At 63.2% G+C, this 20,376-nt stretch carries 22 protein-coding genes; 14 read left to right on the forward strand and 8 right to left on the reverse strand.

Annotation, left to right across the window (positions count from 1 at the left end):
• Positions 1-5: 5 nt before the first annotated feature.
• From KUW17_RS16995 to KUW17_RS17005, 3 genes are all read right to left on the reverse strand, one after another.
• Positions 6-1,037 carry a carbohydrate ABC transporter permease gene (locus KUW17_RS16995; RefSeq protein WP_222481286.1) on the reverse strand — a complete coding sequence of 344 codons (1,032 nt, stop codon included), beginning with the start codon at positions 1,035-1,037 and terminating at the stop codon, positions 6-8.
• Positions 1,038-1,104: 67 nt separating this feature from the next.
• The gene (locus KUW17_RS17000; RefSeq protein ID WP_222481288.1) at positions 1,105-2,349 is read right to left on the reverse strand and encodes an ABC transporter substrate-binding protein; all 1,245 of its coding nucleotides are present in this window, start codon (positions 2,347-2,349) and stop codon (positions 1,105-1,107) included.
• A gap of 90 nt (positions 2,350-2,439) precedes the next feature.
• A complete protein-coding gene (locus KUW17_RS17005) occupies positions 2,440-3,492 on the reverse strand; it encodes an ABC transporter ATP-binding protein (RefSeq protein WP_222481289.1) in 1,053 nt (350 codons plus the stop codon).
• Positions 3,493-3,608: 116 nt separating this feature from the next.
• Here KUW17_RS17005 and KUW17_RS17010 point away from each other — a divergent pair, with 116 nt between their 5' ends.
• From KUW17_RS17010 to KUW17_RS17020, 3 genes are read left to right on the forward strand one after another with little or no spacing between them, the layout of a single operon-like run.
• Positions 3,609-4,613 (forward strand): ester cyclase, encoded by a 1,005-nt coding sequence (locus KUW17_RS17010; RefSeq protein WP_222481291.1) that lies wholly within the window; start codon positions 3,609-3,611, stop codon positions 4,611-4,613.
• Positions 4,610-5,497: an amidohydrolase family protein gene (locus KUW17_RS17015; RefSeq protein WP_222481293.1), complete on the forward strand. Its 888-nt coding sequence runs from the start codon at positions 4,610-4,612 to the stop codon at positions 5,495-5,497. Before KUW17_RS17010 ends, KUW17_RS17015 begins: the two co-directional genes overlap by 4 nt.
• Entirely contained in the window at positions 5,494-5,973 is a 480-nt protein-coding gene (locus KUW17_RS17020) for a thioesterase family protein (protein WP_222481295.1), read from the forward strand. The genes KUW17_RS17015 and KUW17_RS17020 overlap by 4 nt, the downstream gene beginning before the upstream one ends.
• A gap of 121 nt (positions 5,974-6,094) precedes the next feature.
• On the opposite strand, the gene KUW17_RS17025 is transcribed toward KUW17_RS17020, so the two are convergent.
• Positions 6,095-6,916, reverse strand: coding sequence for a halocarboxylic acid dehydrogenase DehI family protein (locus KUW17_RS17025; protein ID WP_222481297.1), 822 nt, complete (start codon positions 6,914-6,916; stop codon positions 6,095-6,097).
• Positions 6,917-6,962: 46 nt separating this feature from the next.
• Positions 6,963-7,337: a winged helix-turn-helix transcriptional regulator gene (locus KUW17_RS17030; protein WP_134831337.1), complete on the reverse strand. Its 375-nt coding sequence runs from the start codon at positions 7,335-7,337 to the stop codon at positions 6,963-6,965.
• Positions 7,338-7,642: 305 nt separating this feature from the next.
• Between KUW17_RS17030 and KUW17_RS17035 the strand changes: the two genes are divergently transcribed.
• The 10 genes from KUW17_RS17035 to KUW17_RS17080 all read left to right on the forward strand — a co-directional run bounded on the left by KUW17_RS17035 (position 7,643) and on the right by KUW17_RS17080 (position 15,711).
• Positions 7,643-8,254: an NAD(P)H-dependent oxidoreductase gene (locus KUW17_RS17035; RefSeq protein WP_222481299.1), complete on the forward strand. Its 612-nt coding sequence runs from the start codon at positions 7,643-7,645 to the stop codon at positions 8,252-8,254.
• Positions 8,255-8,295: 41 nt separating this feature from the next.
• Positions 8,296-8,649: a cupin domain-containing protein gene (locus tag KUW17_RS17040; RefSeq protein ID WP_222481302.1), complete on the forward strand. Its 354-nt coding sequence runs from the start codon at positions 8,296-8,298 to the stop codon at positions 8,647-8,649.
• Between the two features lie 15 nt (positions 8,650-8,664).
• Positions 8,665-9,468: an SDR family oxidoreductase gene (locus KUW17_RS17045; protein WP_222481304.1), complete on the forward strand. Its 804-nt coding sequence runs from the start codon at positions 8,665-8,667 to the stop codon at positions 9,466-9,468.
• A 58-nt stretch (positions 9,469-9,526) separates the two neighbouring features.
• Positions 9,527-10,243, forward strand: a complete 717-nt coding sequence (locus tag KUW17_RS17050) for a glutathione S-transferase family protein (RefSeq protein WP_222481306.1) — start codon at positions 9,527-9,529, stop codon at positions 10,241-10,243.
• Positions 10,244-10,322: 79 nt separating this feature from the next.
• Positions 10,323-11,009, forward strand: a complete 687-nt coding sequence (locus tag KUW17_RS17055; protein ID WP_222481308.1) for a glutathione S-transferase family protein — start codon at positions 10,323-10,325, stop codon at positions 11,007-11,009.
• A complete protein-coding gene (locus KUW17_RS17060; protein WP_222481310.1) occupies positions 11,006-11,620 on the forward strand; it encodes an NAD(P)H-dependent oxidoreductase in 615 nt (204 codons plus the stop codon). Before KUW17_RS17055 ends, KUW17_RS17060 begins: the two co-directional genes overlap by 4 nt.
• A complete protein-coding gene (locus tag KUW17_RS17065) occupies positions 11,620-13,536 on the forward strand; it encodes a monovalent cation:proton antiporter-2 (CPA2) family protein (protein WP_222481312.1) in 1,917 nt (638 codons plus the stop codon). Before KUW17_RS17060 ends, KUW17_RS17065 begins: the two co-directional genes overlap by 1 nt.
• Positions 13,537-13,546: 10 nt before the next feature.
• Positions 13,547-14,257 (forward strand): glutathione S-transferase family protein, encoded by a 711-nt coding sequence (locus tag KUW17_RS17070; RefSeq protein WP_261397257.1) that lies wholly within the window; start codon positions 13,547-13,549, stop codon positions 14,255-14,257.
• A gap of 4 nt (positions 14,258-14,261) precedes the next feature.
• Positions 14,262-14,918 (forward strand): DsbA family protein, encoded by a 657-nt coding sequence (locus tag KUW17_RS17075; protein WP_222481316.1) that lies wholly within the window; start codon positions 14,262-14,264, stop codon positions 14,916-14,918.
• 70 nt (positions 14,919-14,988) lie between these two features.
• On the forward strand, positions 14,989-15,711 hold the full coding sequence (locus KUW17_RS17080) for an HAD family hydrolase (RefSeq protein WP_222481318.1): 723 nt from the start codon (positions 14,989-14,991) through the stop codon (positions 15,709-15,711).
• Here the strand turns inward: KUW17_RS17080 and KUW17_RS17085 are convergent.
• Positions 15,680-16,597, reverse strand: a complete 918-nt coding sequence (locus KUW17_RS17085) for a GlxA family transcriptional regulator (protein WP_222481320.1) — start codon at positions 16,595-16,597, stop codon at positions 15,680-15,682. The genes KUW17_RS17080 and KUW17_RS17085 overlap by 32 nt on opposite strands.
• 99 nt (positions 16,598-16,696) lie before the next feature.
• On the opposite strand from KUW17_RS17085, the gene KUW17_RS17090 reads away from it, so the two are divergent.
• Positions 16,697-17,500: an MBL fold metallo-hydrolase gene (locus KUW17_RS17090; protein WP_222481322.1), complete on the forward strand. Its 804-nt coding sequence runs from the start codon at positions 16,697-16,699 to the stop codon at positions 17,498-17,500.
• 90 nt (positions 17,501-17,590) lie between these two features.
• Here KUW17_RS17090 and KUW17_RS17095 read toward each other — a convergent pair whose 3' ends face one another.
• Together KUW17_RS17095 and KUW17_RS17100 are read right to left on the reverse strand one after the other, a co-directional pair.
• The gene (locus tag KUW17_RS17095) at positions 17,591-18,214 is read right to left on the reverse strand and encodes an Isoquinoline 1-oxidoreductase subunit (protein ID WP_261397258.1); all 624 of its coding nucleotides are present in this window, start codon (positions 18,212-18,214) and stop codon (positions 17,591-17,593) included.
• 14 nt (positions 18,215-18,228) lie between these two features.
• On the reverse strand, positions 18,229-20,373 hold the full coding sequence (locus KUW17_RS17100; protein WP_222481324.1) for a xanthine dehydrogenase family protein molybdopterin-binding subunit: 2,145 nt from the start codon (positions 20,371-20,373) through the stop codon (positions 18,229-18,231).
• Between the last annotated feature and the right edge of the window lie 3 nt (positions 20,374-20,376).

Here is a 20,376-nt window from a genome sequence, read left to right on the forward strand (position 1 = left end):
TGCCCTCAGTGTGCTTTGCGGGAAAAGTCGCGCCAGGTGCGGATCAGCACCGGGGTCAGCAGGATGACCACGCCGATGATGGTCATCATCGAGGTCGCCCCGGCCGAGCCGTAGAGCGGATTGCCGCTTTCGCGCAGGTCGTTGTAGATGATCCAGCTGAGCGAGGTGGCGTGGGCCTCGGCCTTGAAGCTGACGATCGGCTCGAAGACGCGGAAGTTGTCCATCAAAAGCATCAGCGTCACGAAGGACATCAGCGGTGCCAGATGCGGCACGACCACATGGATCATGCGCTGCCACTTCGACGCGCCGTCAATCATCGCCGCCTCCATGGTGTCCTCGGGCACAGTCTGGAGGCCTGCGTAAAAGGTGATGAAGCTGAACGGCAGGGTGTGCCAGACGCCATAGACAATCAGCATGGTCCAGGTGAGCGCGGTGGAAGCCTTCAGGCTCAGCGAGGGATCGTTGAAGATGCGCTGGATGGTGGCGCCGATGACGCCGTCGCTGTCGACCATCCAGAACAGGATCAGGGAGCCAACAAGCGGTGTGACAAGGAACGGCAGCAGCGAGATGAAGATCGACGGGCCCTTGAGGATGCGGGGCAGGTTGTTGACGCCCACTGCAATTGCCAGGCCAAGCGCGATAACGACCGGAGTGACCACCGCCGTGTAAGTCAGCGTGAAAATTAGCGCGCGGTAGAAGGGCAGGTTGATGATCTGTTTCCAGAACGCGCCGAAAGTTTCCGTACTGCGCCAGGCCTCGCCGACCTCGACGAAGGCCAGGTGCGAGCGGTTGATGTAAGTGTTGAGCCCGTTGTACCGGCCCAGGGGCTGCTCTTCCTGCAGTGCGGCTGTGGCCGCGGTATCAACAGTGGTGGTGGGCGTGCAGCCGAACGGGCCGCAGCTCTCGGAAACCACCAGAACCTGCTCGTGCTCGACAAACAGCGACTGGAGGAAAACCGAGACGATGGGCAGCGCGATGAAGAGGATCATCGCGGAAAGAGTCGGCAGGATGAACCAGAAAAATGTGCGGTGCTTCATGGTGTGGGTCTCGGTGTTCAGTCCGGGAAAAGAGAGGGGGCCGGAAGCCCCCTCCAGTCGGGGAGGTTTACTTGAGGAAGCCGGCTTCCTTGGCCGAGGTCCGGTAGGCAGTCTCGACATCCGACAGCGCCTGCTCGGCACTTTCACCACCCTTCAGGAAGTCGGTGAGCTCGGAGCCGAGTGCTGCGTGCAGCAGGCCGATCTGCGGGATCATCGGATAGGGCCGGGCCCCGCCCTGCACGGTTCCGGCCACGCCCGCTGCTGCCGGTCCGGGTTCAAAACCCGGCAGCAGCCAGACCGCGTCGTCGTTGTTCTCCGCAACCATTTCGGGGTTCAGGCCGCTGATCAGCGCGGCGAAGGTTGCCTCAGCTTCTTCATCAGAGACATTGGAGGCAATGGAGATGCCATCCCACCACAGGGTGGCCGCCGGGATCGAGCCGCCGCCGACGGTGGGGGCCGCGGACAGGACGGTGTTAGAGGTCACTTCCTCGGTGGAGCCTTCGTCATCCAGGATCGGCGCACCGCGCGAGCCCCACATGACGGCCAGCGCCGCCTGGCCGGATTCCCACAGGCCCTGGGTCTCGTTGGAGGCATGGGTCAGGTGGTCCGGGTGGGCGTATTCGGCCAGCGCCTTCATGGTTTCCAGCGTGGCGATGCCCTGCTCATTGTTGATCGAGGGTTCGGCAGAGCCGGGTGCGAAGAACTCGCCGCCGTGGCCGAGATAGATCATGTTGAAGACTTCGCCTACGTTCCAGCCGGTCTGCAGGTTCATCGCGATGGGATGTTCCATGATGCCTGCGGCGCGGATCTTCTCTGCGGCCTCCAGCACTTCCTCATAGGATGCGGGGATGCTGTCTACACCCGCTTGCTCCAGGATATCCTTGCGCGAGAACAGGTGCTGCGAGTTGGCCATGAAGGCAACCGCCATCACGTTGCCGTCGATGGTGATCAGCACATTCGGCGGGATGCTGTCCTTGTATTTTTCCACCAGGTCGTTCAGCGGCCGGACCAGCCCATCGTTCATCAGCTGGGTCAGCGTGGCGTTGGCGAGGATCACCGAGGTGTATTCCGCCGGGTTCGGCGTCAGCGCCGCGTTCATGATCTGGCGCGCTTCGGTGGTGTGGTTGGCGGAAAACTCCTCCGCCGAGCCTGCGCAATTGGCTTCAGCTGCACCGACCACGGCGTGGATTGCCGGGAAGTCGCTGGCCAGGATGCGGATCGACTGGCCCTCGGGGCCGCAGTTGGCCGCGAAAGCTGCCGAGCCCATCAGCCCGGTAAACAGCGATGCTGCGGCAAGTCGTTTCAGTAACATATTATTCTCCCTGTTTTATCTGGAATGGATGCAGGCGGCTTGACCCGTTCGATGGACCGCAGCGGCGGAAGCGCCGGCAGGCGGGGGCACTCAGCCCCCGAGCCGCGCGCCGGTTTGACCGTCAAACAGGTGGCAGATGCCCTGCGGCACGGAGATCGACACCGTCTGGCCGATTTCAGCCCGGAAATTCTTGTCCGCCTTTACCGAAACCAGAGCCCCGCCCACGCGCACCGAGATCATCGTTGCGTCGCCCAGCAGTTCCATCGTGTAGATCGGCGCGTTGATCTGGCCTTCGCCGGGTGCCGCGATGCTGGCGTCCTCGGCCCGGAAACCCAGTGTGAGCGGTCCGTTCGGGGCGTTCAGCCCGGGGATTTCCACGTTCTTTGCGCGGAAGGTGCCGCCCTGGACCTCGCCCTCCATCAGGTTCATCGCCGGGTTGCCGATGAAGCTGGCGACAAAGGTATTGGCGGGCCGGTCGTAGATTTCGGTCGGTGAGCCCACCTGCTGAACCACGCCCTTTTTCATCACCACGACGCGGTCGGCCAGGGTCATCGCCTCGATCTGGTCGTGAGTCACGTAGATCGTTGTCACAGCCAGCTCGTGGCTGAGGTTCTTGATCTGGGCGCGGGTGGAGACGCGGAGCTTGGCATCGAGGTTTGACAGCGGCTCATCCATCAGGAAGACATTGGGTTCGCGCACGATGGCGCGGGCCAAAGCAACGCGCTGGCGCTGGCCGCCGGAGAGTTCGGCCGGCTTGCGGTGCAAAAAGTCGTCCAGTTCCACCATCGCCGAGGCGCGGCGGACCTTCTCATCATGAGTCTTGGGGTCGATGCCGCGGACCTTCAGCGGAAAACGGATGTTCTCGTAGACGTTCATATTGGGGTAGAGCGCGTAGGACTGGAATACCATCGCCACGTCGCGGTCCTTGGGTTCCATGTCGTTGACGCGCTGACCGTCGATCAGAATGTCGCCCTCAGAGGCTTCCTCCAGCCCTGCGATCATCCGCATAGTGGTGGTCTTGCCGCAGCCCGAAGGCCCCAGCAGCACCAGGAACTCCTTGTCGGCAATGGTCAGGTCGAAGTTGTCGACGCCGACGAACGACCCCCAGCGTTTGCCAACATTCTGCAATTGTATCTCGGCCATGGCTTCCCCTCTGCCGGCTGTGACCGGCCGTTTTGCATACGAATGCAAAGAGGGTAGACTTATAGATGACTTTTTGGCAAGACTTTTTTGCACACGTATGCAAGGGGCAACCTCTCATGACTGATTTTTCAGTGGAAAAGCAAGTGATCCGAAACCTTTACACCGATTTGGACAGGTCGAAGGCAGGGCAAGCAGGCGAGGTGCTTGCGCGGTACTACGCCTCGAATCATATCTGGCGCGGCTACCATCCGTTCCATGAGCAGCAGGGCGCCGAAGCGGTCGCTGATGTGTTCTGGACCCCCTTGCGCGGGTCACTGAAGAATATGCAGAGGCGTGAGGACATCTTCATGGCGGGTGCCAACGCGATGGACGGGTTCGCTTCGGTCTGGGTGGTCTCGATGGGGCATCTGATGGGGCTGTTCGATGCGCCCTGGCTGGGGATCGCCCCGACCGGCAAGATGGCGTTCCTGCGCTATTGCGAGTTCAACAAGGTCGAAGATGGCAAGGTCACCGAAACGGCGATGTACTTCGATATACCGCATCTGATGATGCAGGCGGGCTTGCAGCCGTTCCCGCCGCAGACCGCCGCGCATCTGGTGCAGCCCGGACCGATGACCCATGACGGGCTGATGTTCGACCCACAGCCGCCGGAGGAGGGCGAAAAGACCCTGGCAACAATTAACGCAATGATCTCCGACCTCGGGCAGTGGAAAAGCGGGTTGAGCCTGGAGGATGAGCTGCGCCGGACCTGGGCCGAGGACATGATCTGGTGGGGCCCTGCGGGGATCGGCGCCACCTATACGATCGAACGCTATGCCAAGCAGCACTCGGGGCCGTTCCGTGCGGGTTTCACAGACCGCTCCAAGACCAATCACATCTGCCGTCTGGCCGAGGGCAGTTTTGGCGGCTTCTTCGGCTGGCCGAATTTCACCGCCCGCCCCACCGGGGGCTTCATGGGCATGCCTGCCACCGGTAAGGCCGGGGAGTTCCGGGTGATCGACATCTACCGCCGCGAGGGGGATAAACTCGCCGAGAACTGGATATTCATCGACCTGCTGCATTTCTGGAACCAGCAGGGCGTTGATATCCTCGCCCGGATGGCAGAGGTGCCGCGCACATGACCGGGTGGATCGACGCGCATCACCACCTGTGGGATCTCGGGGCGGTTCACTATCCTTGGCTGATGGCCAAGGGAGTGACACGGTTCTTTGGCAATCCCGCGCCGATCCAGCGGGATTACCTGCTGGGGGGATTCCGCACCGAGGCCGCGGCCGAAGGCGTCATTGCATCGGTGCATATCCAAGTGGGCGCCGAGGACGGTCTGGCAGAGGCGCGCTGGGTGCAGTCGGTGGCAGACGCGAATCCGGACTGGCCGATGGCACAAGTGGTGTTCTGCGACCTGACCGCGCCGGACCTGTCAGAACAGCTCGACCGGTTCCAGAGCCTGCCAACCGTGCGCGGTGTGCGCCAGATCGTCGGCCGCGCGCCGGGAGAAGACGCGCAAACCGGCACTAATGCGCTGCTGGATGACCCGCGGTTTCTGTCAGGATTGCAGGAGGCGGGACAGCGGGGGCTCAGCTTTGATCTGCAGCTGATCCCGGAACTGATGGAGAAAACCGCAAGGGTTCTGGCGCAGGCCCCGGATACCCCGGTGGCGCTGTGTCATGCAGGCTCGCCCCATGACCGCTCCGCCGAGGGGTTGACGGCTTGGGGGAAGGAACTGAAGCACCTCTCGCGTCTGCTCCATGTCACTTGCAAACTATCAGGCCTGGGCATGTTCGAACACAATTGGACAGTGGCCAGCGTCCGCCCGATTGTCGAGACCTGCCTGGCGCAGTTCGGCGCTGATCGGGTGATGTTCGGGTCGAACTTCCCGGTCGACAAGCTGTATTCTGATTACCGCACTCTGGCGCAGGCTTATCGCGGGCTGGTCCCGGCAGAGATGCACAGCGCTGTGTTTCGCGGCACCGCGGACCGGTTCTACAACCTGGAGGCACCACAGTGACGATCTTTGCCTTTGAGACCAAGGTTATGCCCGAATGGATCGACTATAACGGTCATATGCGGGACAGCTACTATGGGCTGGTGTTCAGCCTGGCCGTTGATGCGATGCAGGATGAGGTCGGGTTCGACGCCGCCTATCGCGAACGGACCGGCTGCACGATCTATCTGCTTGAGGATCACAAGTATTTCCTGCGCGAAGTGAAGGAAGGGGACCGTGTCCGTGTCGAAACGCGGCTGCTGGACTGCGACGGCAAGCGTTTCCACCTGCACATGCAAATGCTAGCCGGCGACAAAATTGCAGCCGCAGGTGAGTTTATGGAGCTTCACGTTCAGCAGAATCCGGAACCGCACGCGACGGCGATCCCGTCTGATATCCTGCGCCGCCTGCAAGCTGCAAAGATACCAGCGTCGGAGCGCCATAAATTGAAACACCGCTCGCGCTCGATTGGGCTGCAAGGCGGGCGGCAGGCGGGATGAGGGCACCATAAAGTTGCTTCACCAGCCTGGGATACAGCCGACAAGGTCGCTTGAATGACGCTCGCCTCTGTTGCCGTCACCGATTTTAGCCCGACGCAATAGACATGCCGTCAGGCGGTGGTCAGCCGGTCACAAGCTGCGCGCGCAGGAAGGCGACGTTGAACGCAAGACCAGGCAGAAGCCATTGGAACAACCGCACGACGGCGAGAACTTCATTCGGGTCCGCATCCTGTGCCGCAGCGGCTTCCAGAGCATCCGGCGTGAGACCGGTGGCGTTTGGCAGGCCAAGTGCCAGTTCCACCGCCCGTTCGTGAATGTCCTGGACCGCGGGTTCGTATCCGCCGGACCGGATCACGGGCTTGAGATCTTCCCAAGCCGCCGCAATATAACTCGGCCAGCGGGCAAAGGCGCGGTAATCGGTATTTACAAACGGCAACCCAAGCGTCTCGCGCAAGTCGGCGTAAAGCGCCGCGGTGTCCGGGCTGGCATGATGGGCCTCCATCAGGACCGGGTGTTCGCCTGCTGCCGCCAGCGCGGACCGGGGTGCGGCCTCGCCTTGCGCGGTCCAAGCCTGGCCTTCCAGCAGCGTCCGGGCCAGCGACGCCATCAGCAGATAGGGCATGTTGCCGGCAGAGAAGACCTCGTTGCAGGCGATGATCTGCTCCAGTTCCGCCGCGTCATAGCCCGCGTCCTCGAGCCGTGCCTTGATGGGCGGCGGGGAGAACGAGCCTGCCCGCATTTCCGCGAAGTTGCGCAGGTCCTGACAGGCCGCGACGAAGGCCTCTGTCGCGGTCACCGGCTCCAGCGCTTGCCAGAGCGTTTTGTAGAAGCTTGGATAACGGGCAAAGGCCATCGCCACGACCCCCATCCAAGGCACGCCCAGCCCGCGTTTGGTGCGCTCGTAGATTTCCGCCAGTTCGCCGGTTGCGGCGCGTTCGGGCACGGGGCGGATGGGTGGCAGCGGGGACGGTTTTAGCCGCTTCAGCACGTCAGGCCTCTGCCGTTATATGCTGCGGCAGTCCTTCACTCCATTTGCGCAACTCGTCCAGGAACCCCAATGCGGTGCGGCCAAGATCCGTGATCGCGTATTGCACCGACACCGGTGCGGTATCCAGAACCTGGCGGGTCACAAGACCCTGTCCTTCGAGCTGGCGCAGGCGTTCGGTGATCATCTTCTTGCTGGCACCGCCGACCATGCGGGCGAGATCGTTGAACCGGACGGGTTCGTCTTTCAGGTGCCACAGGATGGAGCCGGTCCACTTGCCGCCGATGATCCGCATGCCGCGCTCGATTGCGCAGGGTTCAAAACAGGCGTCGTAGGCGTTGCGGCGGCCTTGGTCGTCTTCTTCCACGCGTGCTCGCATCATTGCCTCCATGGGTTTCCGGAGAGGATTCGGGAGGGCAGGAAAAGTGATCAGGTCTCTTTTCGTTGCTTGAGAAACAAATTTCACAAATGTCCAAATTTGTCAACGTGGGCAGGGCGTGGAAGTTTTCCGGTCTTATTTCATGACTTTAGTCAGGTCATTTGCGAAACCGCCCCATCCTTCCAGGCTGAATTTGGTGAAGGTTACCAAAAGTATACTAGTTGCGAAATGTTTCGTCGTGTCCAGATTGCGGGCTGTGCGGCGGCTGATCCCGCCATGCCGCAGTCAATCGCAAGGAAGACACCATGAGCAATATTCTGATCCTCAACGGCCACCAGCCCTATCCCTTTGCCAAGGGTGAACTGAACGCAGCGCTGATTGACCGTGCCACCGCGTACCTGAAAGAAGCCGGACATGACGTGCGTGTGACCAAGGTCGCCGAGGGCTATGATGTCGAGCAGGAAATCGCCAGCCACCAATGGGCCGACACCGTCATCATGCAGTTCCCGGTAAACTGGATGGGTGTACCGTGGTCGTTCAAGAAATACATGGATGAGGTCTATACCGCAGGTATGGATGGCCGCCTGACCAATGGTGATGGCCGCGTCGCCGAAGCCCCGAAAGAAAACTACGGCATGGGCGGCTCGCTGACCGGCACCACCTACATGCTGTCCGTTACGCTGAACGCTCCGGCTGAGGCATTCGACAACCCGGCTGAGCCGTTCTTCGAAGGCGCGTCGCTCGACGATCTGCTGCGCCCGATGCACCTGAACGCCAAGTTCTTCGGCATGTCGCCGCTGCCCACCTTTGGCGCCTTTGACGTGATGAAGAACGCCGATGTGGACACGGATTTCGCCCGTTTTGACGCGCATCTGGCCCGTGTCTTCGGTGCCAATTCCGTATCGGAAGTGGCCTGATCCACGTTTGTGGAACTCATTCCAAAAAGGAGGCTTATGAGGTGAGCAACTCTCCCCTGATCACCGAAGGCCAGCGCGCGCCGCTGGCCGACGAAGCGTCGCCCGACATGTATGAAGAGCTGGTGAACACCGGAATTACGCGTCTGGTCCGCATGAAGATGCCGCCGGGTGCGACGGATGAGCCGCACCGCCACCCTGAGGAGATCGTCTACTTCATCAAGGGCGGCCTGCTGTCGATCAAGCTGGAAGATGGTGGAACCATCGTGAAAGAGGTCGCCGATGGCGATTTCATGCACAACGGACCTTGGACGCATCAGGTCAGCAATGTCGGCACCACCACGGTTGAGGCCGTGCTGTTTGAGCGTCTGGACAACGACGTGGAACCGCAGAACTGAGACGAGGAACGACAGATGACCAAGACTATTCTGATCACTGGTACCGGCTCCGGGCTTGGCAAGGGCGCGGCCTTCGAACTGGCGAAACAGGGTCATCGCGTGATTGCGACGACCCACGGCGCAAAAGGTGCCGAAACGCTCAAGGCAGAAGCGGCCGCGCTGGGTCTGACGCTGGAAACAGCCAAGCTGGACATCACCAGCGCCGAGGATCGTCAGGCCGCCTTTGACCGCTTTGGCGCCGATGTGGATGTCGTGGTGGCAAATGCCGCCATCGGCGATACCGGCCCGATTGCCGAGGTTGACGTGGACCGCATCCGGAATGTGTTCGAAACCAACGTGTTCTCGACCGTCGAGTTCGTGCAGCCCTATGCGCAGGCTTTTGCCCGCCGTGGGCGCGGCAAGGTGGTGTTCGTCTCGTCGATCGCCGGGTTCCTGACCTTCCCGTATCTGGCCCCCTATACCGCGTCCAAACACGCGCTGGAGGCGATCGCAGAACTGATGCGGGAAGAGCTTGAACCGATGGGGGTACAGGTCGCGACCATCAATCCGGGCGCGTACCGGACCGGGTTTAATGACCGGATGTATGACAAGATGGACGAGTGGTACGATCCTTCGAGTAGCATTACGCCGCCGGAAGCGATCCGCAAGGTCCGCGACCTGTTTGCAGGCGACGGCTTGCAGATGGATCCGCAGCCAATGATCGACAAGATGGCCGAGGTCATCGCGGCGGATCACCACAAATTCCGCACTGTTTTCCCGGAAGAGGCGATCAAGGACGTGCTGGATTACCAGCAGAAACACTGGACGCTGGAAATCTGAACCCTTCGGGCCTGCGCGGCAACGAGCGGGCCCGGACACTTGCCCTCAGGAGACAATCATGACCCAACCGGACATTCACCTTTACACCGCTGCCACTATGAACGGCTACAAGCCGGTTATTTTTCTGGAAGAAGCTGGTGTCCCCTATGACCTGACTTTCATCGATTTCTCCAAGCAGGAGCAGAAAACCCCCGATTTTCTCAAGCTGAACCCGAACGGAAAGATCCCCACGATCTATGACCGGGCCGAAGATCGGGCCATTTTTGAGTCCGGCGCCATTCTTTGGCATCTGGCCAACAAATACGGCAAGTTCCTGTCAAACGATCCGGTTACCCGGTCGGAAACGCTGCAGTGGCTGTTCTTTCAGGTCGGTCACGTCGGCCCGATGATGGGGCAAGCGATGTATTTTCAGCGCATTGCTGCCCCGAACGGGCATGAGGAGCCGTTCTCGATCAAGCGTTACGTGGATGAATCCCGCCGCTTGATGGAAGTACTGAACACACAGCTGCAAGGCCGCGATTTCATTGCCGGGGAATACTCCATCGCCGACATGATGATCTACCCGTGGGCGCGGGCTTACCCGTGGGCGCGGGTCGAAGTTGACGACTTGCCGCACCTGAAGGCCTGGTTCGACCGCATCGACGCGCGCCCGGCGGTGCAGAAGGCGCTGATCATCCCCAAGGCGCAGCCCCAGTTCTGGGACGAAAACGCGGATGCCGATGCCTTCCTGAAGGAAAACGCGGCGCGGTTTGCCGGCGATGTGAAAAACGCCTGATCCAGCCGCAGCCTAGCTGGCGGCCGGTCTCCGGGCCGCCGAGGGCCGGAGGCAAATCAGATGAGAAAGACGCAATGAAATGAGCATTACACTTGTTGGCTACCCGGTCTCGCCCTTTGTGCGCAAAGTGCGGGTGGTGCTGGAGCAGAAGGGGATCGGTTATACTCTGGACCCCGCCGTTCCCTATACCGAGCGGCAGAAGGTGCTGGCGGTCAACCCGGCCGGCACCGTGCCAGTGTTGCTGCCAGGTGATGGCCTGGCGCCAGTCACCGAAAGCGCTGATATCGCCGCCTGGGCGGAACAAACGGTGCCGCTGCCGGTGCTGATCCCGCCGCAGCCGGAGCTGCGCCAGCGGGCGTTGCGGATACAGCAGTTTGCTGACAGCCAGATGGCGCAGGTCTTTGGCGGCATGATGTTCGGCCAGCGCATCGTTGTGCCCTATTACTTCGGAAAGGCCGGCGGCAAGGAAGACATGGTCGAACATGCGATGACCGTGCTGGCGCCGCAATTGCTGGATTCGCTGGCGGAGCTCTTGGCCGATGCGGACTATGCCGCGGGCACCTTCAGCGTGGCGGATATCGCTTTGTCGAGCTGGTTGCGGGGAGCGGAGCTGGCGGGGTTCGCACTGGACGATGCGCGCTGGCCGTCTATCCGGAGCTGGCTGGATCGCTGCTATGCGCAGCCCGGATACGCCCGCGTGATCGCGGATGAGGAGCAGCTGGAGGTCGTCCGCTGGGCACGCAGCCGTTATGAGGGGGCAGCATGAGGACTCTGGTTTACCTGGCGCATCCCCGGCCTGACCGTTCGGAGATAAACGCGCCGATGTTCGAGGCCGCGCGCGGGATCGAGGGCATAACTTGCGTCGACCTGTACGGCGAATACCCGTCATTTGAGATCGGCGTCGACCGTGAACAGCAGCGGATCACAGAACATGACGCGATTGTTTTTCTGCATCCTCTGTACTGGTATTCGGCGCCAGCATTGCTGAAGGAATGGCAGGACCTGGTGCTGGAGCATGGGTTTGCCTATGGCCATGCGGGCCACGCCCTGGACGGCAAGGTGACCTTCAACGCGGTCACTTGCGGTGCTGCGGCCGAAGCCTACACACCCGAGGGCGCAAACGGTGCGCATCTGCGCAACTTGCTGATGCCGTTTGAGAAAACTGCTGACCTATGCCGGATGCGCTACCTGGCGCCCTTCGCGCTGTTCGGCGCGGGGCGCGCGGTGGAAGAGGGGCGGGACAAGTCTCACCTCGCCGAGTGGCGGTCACTGCTGAAGGCGCTGCGTGACGACACGCTGGATATTGCGGCTGCCCGCGCGGCGCTGTCGCTGAATGGATTCACGGCGGCAGGGGCCGCCAAGCTGGAGGCCGTGTGATGGATCTTCTTGCTGCTGGTTTTGTCTACCTGGTTGCCGCGGTGATTGCGGTGCCGTTGGCCAAGCGTCTGGGGCTCGGTTCAGTGCTGGGGTACCTGATCGCGGGGGTGGTGATCGGCCCGGTGCTGGGCGTTGTCGGCGGCGAGACCGTCGACATCCAGCATTTTGCCGAATTCGGCGTGGTGATGATGCTGTTCCTGGTCGGTCTGGAACTGCAGCCCGCGATGCTATGGCGGATGCGGGCGCAGCTGTTGGGGCTGGGCGGGATGCAGGTGCTGGGCACCGCCGTGCTGATTGCCGCGGCGGCGCTGGTCTTTGGTGTTGCCTGGCAGGCATCACTGGCGCTGGGGATGATCCTGGCGCTGTCCTCGACAGCGATCGTGCTGCAGACGCTGGGGGAAAAGGGGCTGATGCCGACAGCGGGCGGCAAAGGCTCTTTCTCGGTGCTGCTGACTCAGGATATTGCGGTGATTCCGATGCTGGCGCTGATGCCGCTGCTGGCGGTGAATGCCGTTGCTGGCGGCCATGACGTTCACGGCGATTCCGGCCTTGGTGCGCCTGCGGCTGACGCGCACGGGCATGGTCATGGCGCGCCGACGCTGTTCGACACGCTGCCCGACTGGGCGCAGGCGGTGGCGGTCCTGCTTATTATCGGGGGCATCATCGTGGCGGGGCGGACGGTGATCCGGCCGGTCTTCCGCTTTATCGCCGAGGCGCGGCTGCGCGAGATTTTCACCGCCGCGGCGCTGATGCTGGTGATCGGCATTGCGCTTTTGATGAACAATGTGGGCCTGTCGCCTGCGCTTGGCACTTTTCTGGCCGGCGTGGTGTTGTCGGACAGCGAATACCGGCATGAGCTGGAAAGCGATATTGAGCCCTTCAAGGGGCTGCTCTTGGGGCTGTTCTTCATCACGGTCGGCGCGGGCATCGATTTCCAGCTGCTGCTGTCCAACCCCGTTGGGCTGGTTGGCCTGGCGCTGGGGCTGATGGCGCTGAAAGCGGGGGTGCTGTACGTGCTGGGCACTGGTTTCGGCCTGCGCGGCGCCGACCGCTGGCTGTTCTCGCTGGGTCTGGCGCAGGCAGGGGAGTTCGCCTTTGTTCTGTTCGGCTTTGCCGCCGGGGCCGACATCCTGGGTGCCGAGGTGATCAAGCCGATGACGCTGGTGGTGGCGCTGACCATGCTGCTGACGCCGCTGCTGTTCATCCTTTATGAAAAGGTGCTGGCACCGCGTGCGGTCCGGACAGAGGACCGCGCGGCGGATGAGATCGACGAGGCGGGCAGCATCGTGGTAGCGGGCATTGGCCGGGTCGGCCAGATCATCACCCGGATGCTGGTCACTAACGGCCACAAGGTCACGGTGCTGGACCACGATCCTGAAACCATCGAGAACCTGTCGCGGATCGGCTTCCGCGCCTACTACGGCGATGCCACCCGCCCGGACCTGCTGCACAGCGCCGGACTGGAAGGTGCCAGGCTGTTCGTCGCCGCGCTGGATGACCGGGAAAAGCAGACCGAACTGGTGCATCATGTCGCCAAGACCTATCCGCAGGTCACCATCCACGCCCGCGCCCATGACCGGCATCATGTCTACGAGCTGGAGCGGGCGGGCGCCCATCTGGCCCAGCGGGAGACCTTTGAGGGCGCGCTGGCGATGGGCCGCGATGCGATGACCGCCATCGGCTACCACCCGTTCCGGGCAGAGGCCGCCAGCCGCACCTTCCGCAGCCATGACCGCGAGGCGCTGGACGGGCTGCGGGAGAGCTGGAATGAAAGCGGGGTGTCGAAAAGCTATATCGATGCCATGCGGGCGCATTCGCAGACTCTCTTCGAGCTGATGAAGGCGGACCGCCATGACACTCACGACCGTTCGGAACGCGGCTGGACCCCGCCGCCCAAGGGAGATGCGAGCCTGTGAGACCGAGGTTATGAACGAGGGTAAACCGGATATCCTTCTGTACACGACGCCGACGATGAACGGCTGGAAGCCACTGATCTTCCTGCATGAGGCGGATGTGCCTTATGAGCTGTCGGCGGTGGATTTTTCCAAGAAGGAGCAGAAGGCGCCGGAGTATCTGAAGCTCAACCCAAATGGCCGCATCCCCACCATCGTAGACCGCGGCAACGATGGTTTCGCGGTCTTCGAAAGCGGCGCGATCCTGTGGTATCTGGCCGAGAAGTACGGGCGGTTCCTGAGCGATGATCCCAAGGAACGCTCACAGACGCACCAGTGGCTGATGTTTCAGATGGGCGGCATTGGGCCGATGATGGGGCAGGCGATGTACTTCCAGCGCATTGCCCGGCCCAACGGCCACGACGACCCCTATGCAATCAAACGCTATGTGGACGAGTCCCGCCGCCTGCTGGAGGTGCTGGACAGCCGCCTGCAGGGGCGCGCCTGGCTGGTGGGGGAGGAGATGTCGATTGCCGATATCGCCACCTACCCCTGGGCGCGGTCCTATTTCTGGGCCGGAGTTGATGTCTCCGGCCTGGACCATCTGAACGCCTGGCTCGCTCGCATTGACGTGCGGCCTGCCACCCAGGCGGCGTTGCAGCTGCCGAAACCGCGACCTGCCGTCTTTGGCCAAGGCGACACCGAAGCTGCGGCGGCTGCCAATGCCGCCAATTACAAGGAGTGATCCCATGACCGCAGAATCCCAGCCGATCCGCGTCGACATCGTCTCGGACGTTGTATGCCCCTGGTGCGCCATCGGCTATTACCAGCTGGCCGAGGCTGTGCGCGAGACCGGCATCGGGGTGGATATCCGCTGGCATCCGTTCGAGCTGAACCCGCAGATGGCGCCGGAGGGTGAGAACCTGCGCGAGCATCTGGCCGCGAAATACGGCACCACGCCGGAGGGTTCGCGCCAGGCGCGGGCGCGACTGACAGAGATGGGCGCGGCGCTGGGGTTCACCTTCAACTACGCCGACGACATGCGGATGTATAACACCTTCCACGCCCATCAGCTGATCGGCTGGGCGGAGGAGCAGGGCAAGGCGCATGACGTAAAGCTGGCGCTGTTTGCGGCCTTCTTTACCCGGCGCGAGGATGTTTCCAGCATTGATGTTCTGGCCTCGGTTGCCGCTGGCGCGGGGCTGGATGGCGATGCGGCCCGCGCCATGCTGGAAAGCGGCGGTCGCGCCGAACAGGTGCGCGCCAAGGAGCAATTCTGGACCAGCCGCGGCGTCCAGGGCGTGCCCGCGATGATCTTTGAGCGCCAACATCTGGTGAGCGGTGCGCAGGGCGAAGAGAACTATGCCAGTATCCTGCAGCAGTTGAAGGCCGCGCAGGCGGCCTGAACAGCAGTTAAGGGTAGCCGGCGCGTGCTAGCCCGACCTGGTGCGGAATTTCTGATGAGGGAGAAACCACATGAGACTTCAAGACATCAAGGCGCTGACATTTGATACCGGCGGCACCGTGCTGGACTGGCACAGCGGGTTCCGCGATGCATTCGCCGCGGCGGGACAGCGCCACGGAATCAGCCGTGACTGGGCGGCGCTGGCCAATGACCTGCGGCGGCGGTCGATGCAGGCGATGCTGAATCTCGGTGAGGATGGCCCGCCGACATACAACTTCGACGAAGCGCACCGGTTCTGTCTGGAGGCGCTGCTGAACGATGAAAGGCTGGAGACCTTTGACGCGCAAGATCGGCAAGCGATTGCTTGGGATGCACCACATGGGTTCGATGCCTGGCCCGACGTGCAGGAAGGGCTGGCGGCGCTTCGCATGAACCGCATCGTGGCGTCATTCTCGCTGCTGTCCTACCGGTTGATCATCGACAGCTCGCGCCGGAACGGGCTGGTCTGGGATGCGGTGCTGTCATGCGAGGGGCTGGGCCTCTACAAGCTGCTGCCAGAAGCCTACCGGCGGGCGGCAAGGCGGCTACAGCTGGCGCCTGAGGAATGCCTGATGGTGGCTTGCCACCCCTATGACCTGGACGCTGCGCGGCAGGTGGGGTTCCGCACCGCGCTGGTGCGGCGGCCTCGGGAATGGGGAGACCGGATGCCGGAGACGCCTGCACGGGGCGAAACCGGTGCTTATGATCTAGAAGTGGACAGTTTCAACGAACTGGCGGCGGCGTTGCAGGGCTAGGCGCGTTCCAATGCGTGCGCCGGAAGCGGCCGGGGGTCATTCCGGCCTGACGTGAGAAAACCCGGTGAAAGGCTGGCAGGTCGGAATAGCCCACCTCTGCCGCGATCTCTGCCACGCTGCGTCCAGTTGTGGTCAGCAGGTCGCGGGCGCGTTCGATACGCAAGTTCTGCTGGTAGGCAGTAAGGCTGTGACCGGTGGTGCGGGTGAACCGCCGCTGCAGACTGCGCAGCGACAGGCCAACTGCGGCAGCAAGATCGGCGGCACTCAGCGGCTCAGCCAACTGAGCCTCGATCCGTTGCTGCGCGGCTAGAACAGGCCGGTCTCCGTGGTCCATCGGCGGCAGGAAGCGGCGGTAGCGGCGCTGGTCGCGGCGGCCGGGGTCGATGATGAAATGCCGGGCGGTGTCCAGCATTGCGGCGCGGCCCGCTAGCCGCTCAATCACCACCAGCGCCAGGTCGATCCAGGCCATAAGCCCACCAGCGGTCACCAAATCCGTGTGCTCGATCACCAGCCGGGCTGTATCGAGCTGAAGCGCGGGGTATTCCAGCCGTATGCGCGTCTCTAGCCCCCAATGGGTGGTTACTGGACGGCCCCGATCGATCCCTGCGGCGGCAATCCAGTGCAGCCCGGTGCAGGCAGAGCAGATGAGCGCACCCTGGGCGGATTGCTCCGCTAGCCAGCCGGTGACCCAGGGCGCATCCGAGGGATGCACCTCACACGCGGAAGGCGGCAGGATCACGGCGCGGGTATGGGCGGGTGCCAGGTCCGGCTGTGCGACCGTTAGCGGGGCCAGTCCGGCGTGGCTCAGAATGTCATTCAGCCCCAGCACAGCAGAGGGCATGGAACCGGGATAGTTCAGGATCACTGTGGGCTGTTGAAGTGGCATGATTGGCGTAACTGGCAAATAGTTTGTCACGGGCGACAATACCCGCCACCTCAGCTTTGCGCCATATCCGGATCATCACACGCGAAAAGGAGAGCGCCCATGCCCAATGCCCCTCATACACTGTCCGTCGGCCAGATCAGCCTTACGGTGTTTGACGACGGTCATTTTGATCTGCCGCTGGAGTATTTTTCCGGCCTGTCCGGCGATCTGACCCAACGACTGAGCGCACCGCTGACCATCGGTGCCAACCTGTGGCTGATTGATACGGGCAGCCGACGGGTCCTGGTAGATACCGGGTCCGGCCAGGCGCTCGAGCAGAGGTTTCCCGCGACAGGCCAAGCTCTGGAGGCTGTCTCGGACGCGGAGGTCTCCGACATCGTGCTGACCCATATGCACGCTGACCACCTTGGCGGGTTGCTGGGCGGCGAATTTTCTGGGGTCCGGGTGCATGTGTCGAAGCCGGAATGGGAGTTCTGGACGCAGGCCGGGCTGGCCGATGCAGTGCCGGAGGAACAGCGCCCGATGATCGAAATGGTGCAGGCAGTGGCCGCATCTTTCGCGGACCGTGTGGTGACCCATGAGGGGGCCGCCGACCTTGGCGAGGGGCTGACGCTGGTGCCGCTGCCGGGCCACACCCCAGGCCACACAGGGCTGCGCCTTAGGTCCGGCGGCGAGGAACTGCTGATTGTCGGTGACGCGGTGATCTCGGGACAGGTTCATTTTGCCGAGCCTGACGTAGGCTATGCGCTGGACAGCGACGCTGATGCCGCCGCCGCCACCCGCCGCGCGCTGCTGGCCGATGCGGCGCAGTCGGGCACACCGATCGCCGCCACCCACCTGCCGTTCCCGGGTCTGGGCCGGGTCGAGGCGGAGGGCGATGCCTGGCGGTTCGTGCCACTCTGAGCGGGCCCTTCCGGGTTTGACAATGGTCTGAACCGAAAATCCGGCGGCTCCGAGGGGCCGCCGGTCTGTTTCTTCGCGCAAGCCGTTGACTCAACCGGGGCAGGCGGCACCGGTTTCGATCCAGTTCTCCGCCAGTTCGGCAAAGGCCTCCCAGGTGCCGGGCGCCGGGGTGCGGCCTTCGCCCGGGGTCCAGGCCCAGCCGACCAGGGAGTCATGGCCCATGTGGTGCGCCACCTCGGTCATGGTGCGGCCTCCATTGCGCTCTGGATCCTTCAACTGGGCGCAGATCTCCGGCACGGTCAAGCCGACCCAGCCCATGCTGGCGGGTGCCAGCTGCCAGTGCCCATTGCCGGGCACCGAGCCGCTTTCCCCCAGAAACGGGCGGTTTTCTTCGCCGTGGCAGGTGGTGCAGCGCATCGCGACAACGCCGAAGTTGTCCTCGGTACGCGGCACGGGCGGCGAGTGCGGTTTGCGCTCGTCGCCCTGCAGCGGTCCGCTGTTGACCGGGTGGCAGTTCATGCAGCGCGGGTGAGTGATGACCTTGGCCATTTCGCCGAAGATCGCGGCAGAGCGCGCCTCTTCGGGGGCAATGCCTTCGAAAGCCTCGGCAGTTTTCAGGCCATTCACCTCCTGGGCGGCGGCTGTGCCGTCGGCGGTGAATTGCGCGAGCAGGGCCGCAACGGTCAGGGCCGCAGCGCGTTTGAAGAAGTTCATTGTCCGGTCTCCTTTTACGCGCGCACCAGCGGCAGGCGGCGCACTGGCTGGCCTTTTAGGACACGCCAGGCGTTGCTGACGGCCGGCGCAATCGGCGGGGTGCCCGCTTCTCCGATGCCGCCGGGTTTTTCATTGCTGACGGCAAGATCGATCTCGACCTCGGGCATCTCGTGGATCCGCAGCAGGCGGTAACTGTCGAAGTTCTCCTGCGCGACCTGGCCGTCTTCGGCAAAGGTGATCTCGTTGAACAGCGCGGCGCTGAGCCCATAGCCGAGCCCGCCTTCGATCTGCGCCTTAACCACATCGGGGTTGATGGCGATGCCGACGTCTGCGGCCACCCAGACCTTGCTCACGCGGGGTTCACCGGCCACCTCCGAGACCTCGGCGATATAGGCGAAATGGGCGTCATAGCTGGGATGCAGCGCCACACCGTAGGCCTTGCCGTCAGAACCGTTCACGCCCTGCCAGTTGGCCATTTCCGCCACGCGCTCCAGCACCTTGCGGTCGCGCGGGGACTTGTCGCCCAGCAGCTCCAGACGGCCCGCGACCGGGTCTTTGCCCTTGGCCTGCAGCACCTCGTCCAGGAACACCTCGTTGGCGAATGCGGTGTGCGAGTGGCCGACTGAGCGCCACCACAGGTGCGGCACCTTGCTGTCGGTGCGCACCCAGCGGGCCTCAAAAGCGCCAAAGTCGTAGGGTTTGTGGATTGAGCCCTCAACCGAGAAGGGGTCGACGCCGTTCTGGATCACCACTTCGAAGGCGGAGCCGCCCATGATGCTTTCGGTGGCAAAGGTGTTCTGCCAGCCGATGATGCGGCCGCTCTCATCCAGCGCAGCGCGCTGGCGGTGGACGGCCTGCGGGCGGTAATAGGCGCCCTGGATGTCGTCCTTGCGGCTCCAGACCAGCTTGAAGGTGCCCTGGCCGCCGGCCTTGGCCACTTGGGCCAGCTCCTGGGCGAACTGCGAGTCATACTGGGCGCGGCGGCCAAAGCTGCCGCCGGCCATCAGGGTGTTGATCGCCACCTGCTCGGGCGCGATGCCGAGGATATTGGCGGTCACCTGCTGGTCGACGGTCTGCATCTGGCTGCCCATCCAGATCTCAGCGGCGTCGCCGCGATTCTCGATCACCCCGTCCATCACCTCCAGCGGGGCATGGGCCAGGTAGGGCAGGCGGTATTCGGCCTCGATCACCTCAGCGGCACCGGCAAAGGCCGCGTCCAGATCGCCATAGGTTTCGGCAACCACGCCTTCACCCGTCGCAGCGGCGGCGGCGACCTCTTCCATCTGTTCCTCGGCAGAGCGGGTTTCCGCTTCGCTCAGTTCCCAGTCGATTTCCAGCGCATCGCGGCCCTTGAAAGCGCTGTACGTGTTCTTGGCATAGACTGCGACGCCGGTGGGGATCGTCTCGACCTTCTCGACGCCATCGATGGCCAGCGCGGCGGCGGAATTGACCGATTTTACCTTGCCGCCAATCCAGGGAGAGTGGGCGACGGCAACGGTCAGCATCCCCTCCCGGTAGACGTCGAGCGTGAACTGTGCTGCGCCGGTGGTCTTGTCCGCAGAATCGAGGCGCGGGACGTCCTTGCCGATCAGCACGAAATCTGCCGGGTCCTTGAGCTTGGGCTCTTCGGGCGGGGTGCTGTCATGAGCGGCGGCAACGAGCTCGCCGAATTGCGCCGAATTGCCACTGGCCGCGTGGCTGACGACGCCCTTGGCGACGGTGATCTCATCCTCGGGCAAACCCCATTCGCGGGCGGCGGCCTGCACCAGCATGGAGCGGGCCGCTGCGCCGGCCTGGCGCATCTGGGTAAAGGCATTGCGCACCGCGGTGGAGGCGCCGGTGCCCTGGATGCCAAAGGCGAAGTTCTGATAGGTGGCGGTGTCCGCAGGCGCGTGTTCGGCGCGCATCTGCGACCAGTCGGCGTCCAGCTCTTCCGCGACGAGGGTGGCGAAGCCGGTAAAGGGCCCTTGGCCGAATTCGATGTGCTTGACGATTACCGTGACTGTGTTGTCCTCGGCGATGCGGACGAAGGCGTTGAGGCTGATCGGGCCGGAGGCTGCCTTCGCCGCCATCTTGCCGCCAACAGGAAGATGCGCGCCGATGATAAGGGCTGCGCTGCCGGCCAGGAAGCCGCGCCGGGTCGGGGAGAACTTGGTCATGGA

Origin of the sequence: Leisingera aquaemixtae (assembly GCF_019801145.1) — a bacterium.
Lineage (GTDB): Bacteria > Pseudomonadota > Alphaproteobacteria > Rhodobacterales > Rhodobacteraceae > Leisingera > Leisingera aquaemixtae_A.

What these genes read in the sequence shown, in the direction of transcription:
- KUW17_RS16995 (WP_222481286.1), bottom strand. Translation starts at nt 1,037, where the DNA reads ATGAAGCACCGCACATTTTTCTGGTTCATCCTGCCGACTCTTTCCGCG.
- KUW17_RS17000 (WP_222481288.1), bottom strand. Translation starts at nt 2,349, where the DNA reads ATGTTACTGAAACGACTTGCCGCAGCATCGCTGTTTACCGGGCTGATG.
- KUW17_RS17005 (WP_222481289.1), bottom strand. Translation starts at nt 3,492, where the DNA reads ATGGCCGAGATACAATTGCAGAATGTTGGCAAACGCTGGGGGTCGTTC.
- KUW17_RS17010 (WP_222481291.1), top strand. Translation starts at nt 3,609, where the DNA reads ATGACTGATTTTTCAGTGGAAAAGCAAGTGATCCGAAACCTTTACACC.
- KUW17_RS17015 (WP_222481293.1), top strand. Translation starts at nt 4,610, where the DNA reads ATGACCGGGTGGATCGACGCGCATCACCACCTGTGGGATCTCGGGGCG.
- KUW17_RS17030 (WP_134831337.1), bottom strand. Translation starts at nt 7,337, where the DNA reads ATGCGAGCACGCGTGGAAGAAGACGACCAAGGCCGCCGCAACGCCTAC.
- KUW17_RS17035 (WP_222481299.1), top strand. Translation starts at nt 7,643, where the DNA reads ATGAGCAATATTCTGATCCTCAACGGCCACCAGCCCTATCCCTTTGCC.
- KUW17_RS17045 (WP_222481304.1), top strand. Translation starts at nt 8,665, where the DNA reads ATGACCAAGACTATTCTGATCACTGGTACCGGCTCCGGGCTTGGCAAG.
- KUW17_RS17050 (WP_222481306.1), top strand. Translation starts at nt 9,527, where the DNA reads ATGACCCAACCGGACATTCACCTTTACACCGCTGCCACTATGAACGGC.
- KUW17_RS17055 (WP_222481308.1), top strand. Translation starts at nt 10,323, where the DNA reads ATGAGCATTACACTTGTTGGCTACCCGGTCTCGCCCTTTGTGCGCAAA.
- KUW17_RS17060 (WP_222481310.1), top strand. Translation starts at nt 11,006, where the DNA reads ATGAGGACTCTGGTTTACCTGGCGCATCCCCGGCCTGACCGTTCGGAG.
- KUW17_RS17065 (WP_222481312.1), top strand. Translation starts at nt 11,620, where the DNA reads ATGGATCTTCTTGCTGCTGGTTTTGTCTACCTGGTTGCCGCGGTGATT.
- KUW17_RS17070 (WP_261397257.1), top strand. Translation starts at nt 13,547, where the DNA reads ATGAACGAGGGTAAACCGGATATCCTTCTGTACACGACGCCGACGATG.
- KUW17_RS17075 (WP_222481316.1), top strand. Translation starts at nt 14,262, where the DNA reads ATGACCGCAGAATCCCAGCCGATCCGCGTCGACATCGTCTCGGACGTT.
- KUW17_RS17080 (WP_222481318.1), top strand. Translation starts at nt 14,989, where the DNA reads ATGAGACTTCAAGACATCAAGGCGCTGACATTTGATACCGGCGGCACC.
- KUW17_RS17085 (WP_222481320.1), bottom strand. Translation starts at nt 16,597, where the DNA reads ATGCCACTTCAACAGCCCACAGTGATCCTGAACTATCCCGGTTCCATG.
- KUW17_RS17090 (WP_222481322.1), top strand. Translation starts at nt 16,697, where the DNA reads ATGCCCAATGCCCCTCATACACTGTCCGTCGGCCAGATCAGCCTTACG.
- KUW17_RS17095 (WP_261397258.1), bottom strand. Translation starts at nt 18,214, where the DNA reads ATGAACTTCTTCAAACGCGCTGCGGCCCTGACCGTTGCGGCCCTGCTC.
- KUW17_RS17100 (WP_222481324.1), bottom strand. Translation starts at nt 20,373, where the DNA reads ATGACCAAGTTCTCCCCGACCCGGCGCGGCTTCCTGGCCGGCAGCGCA.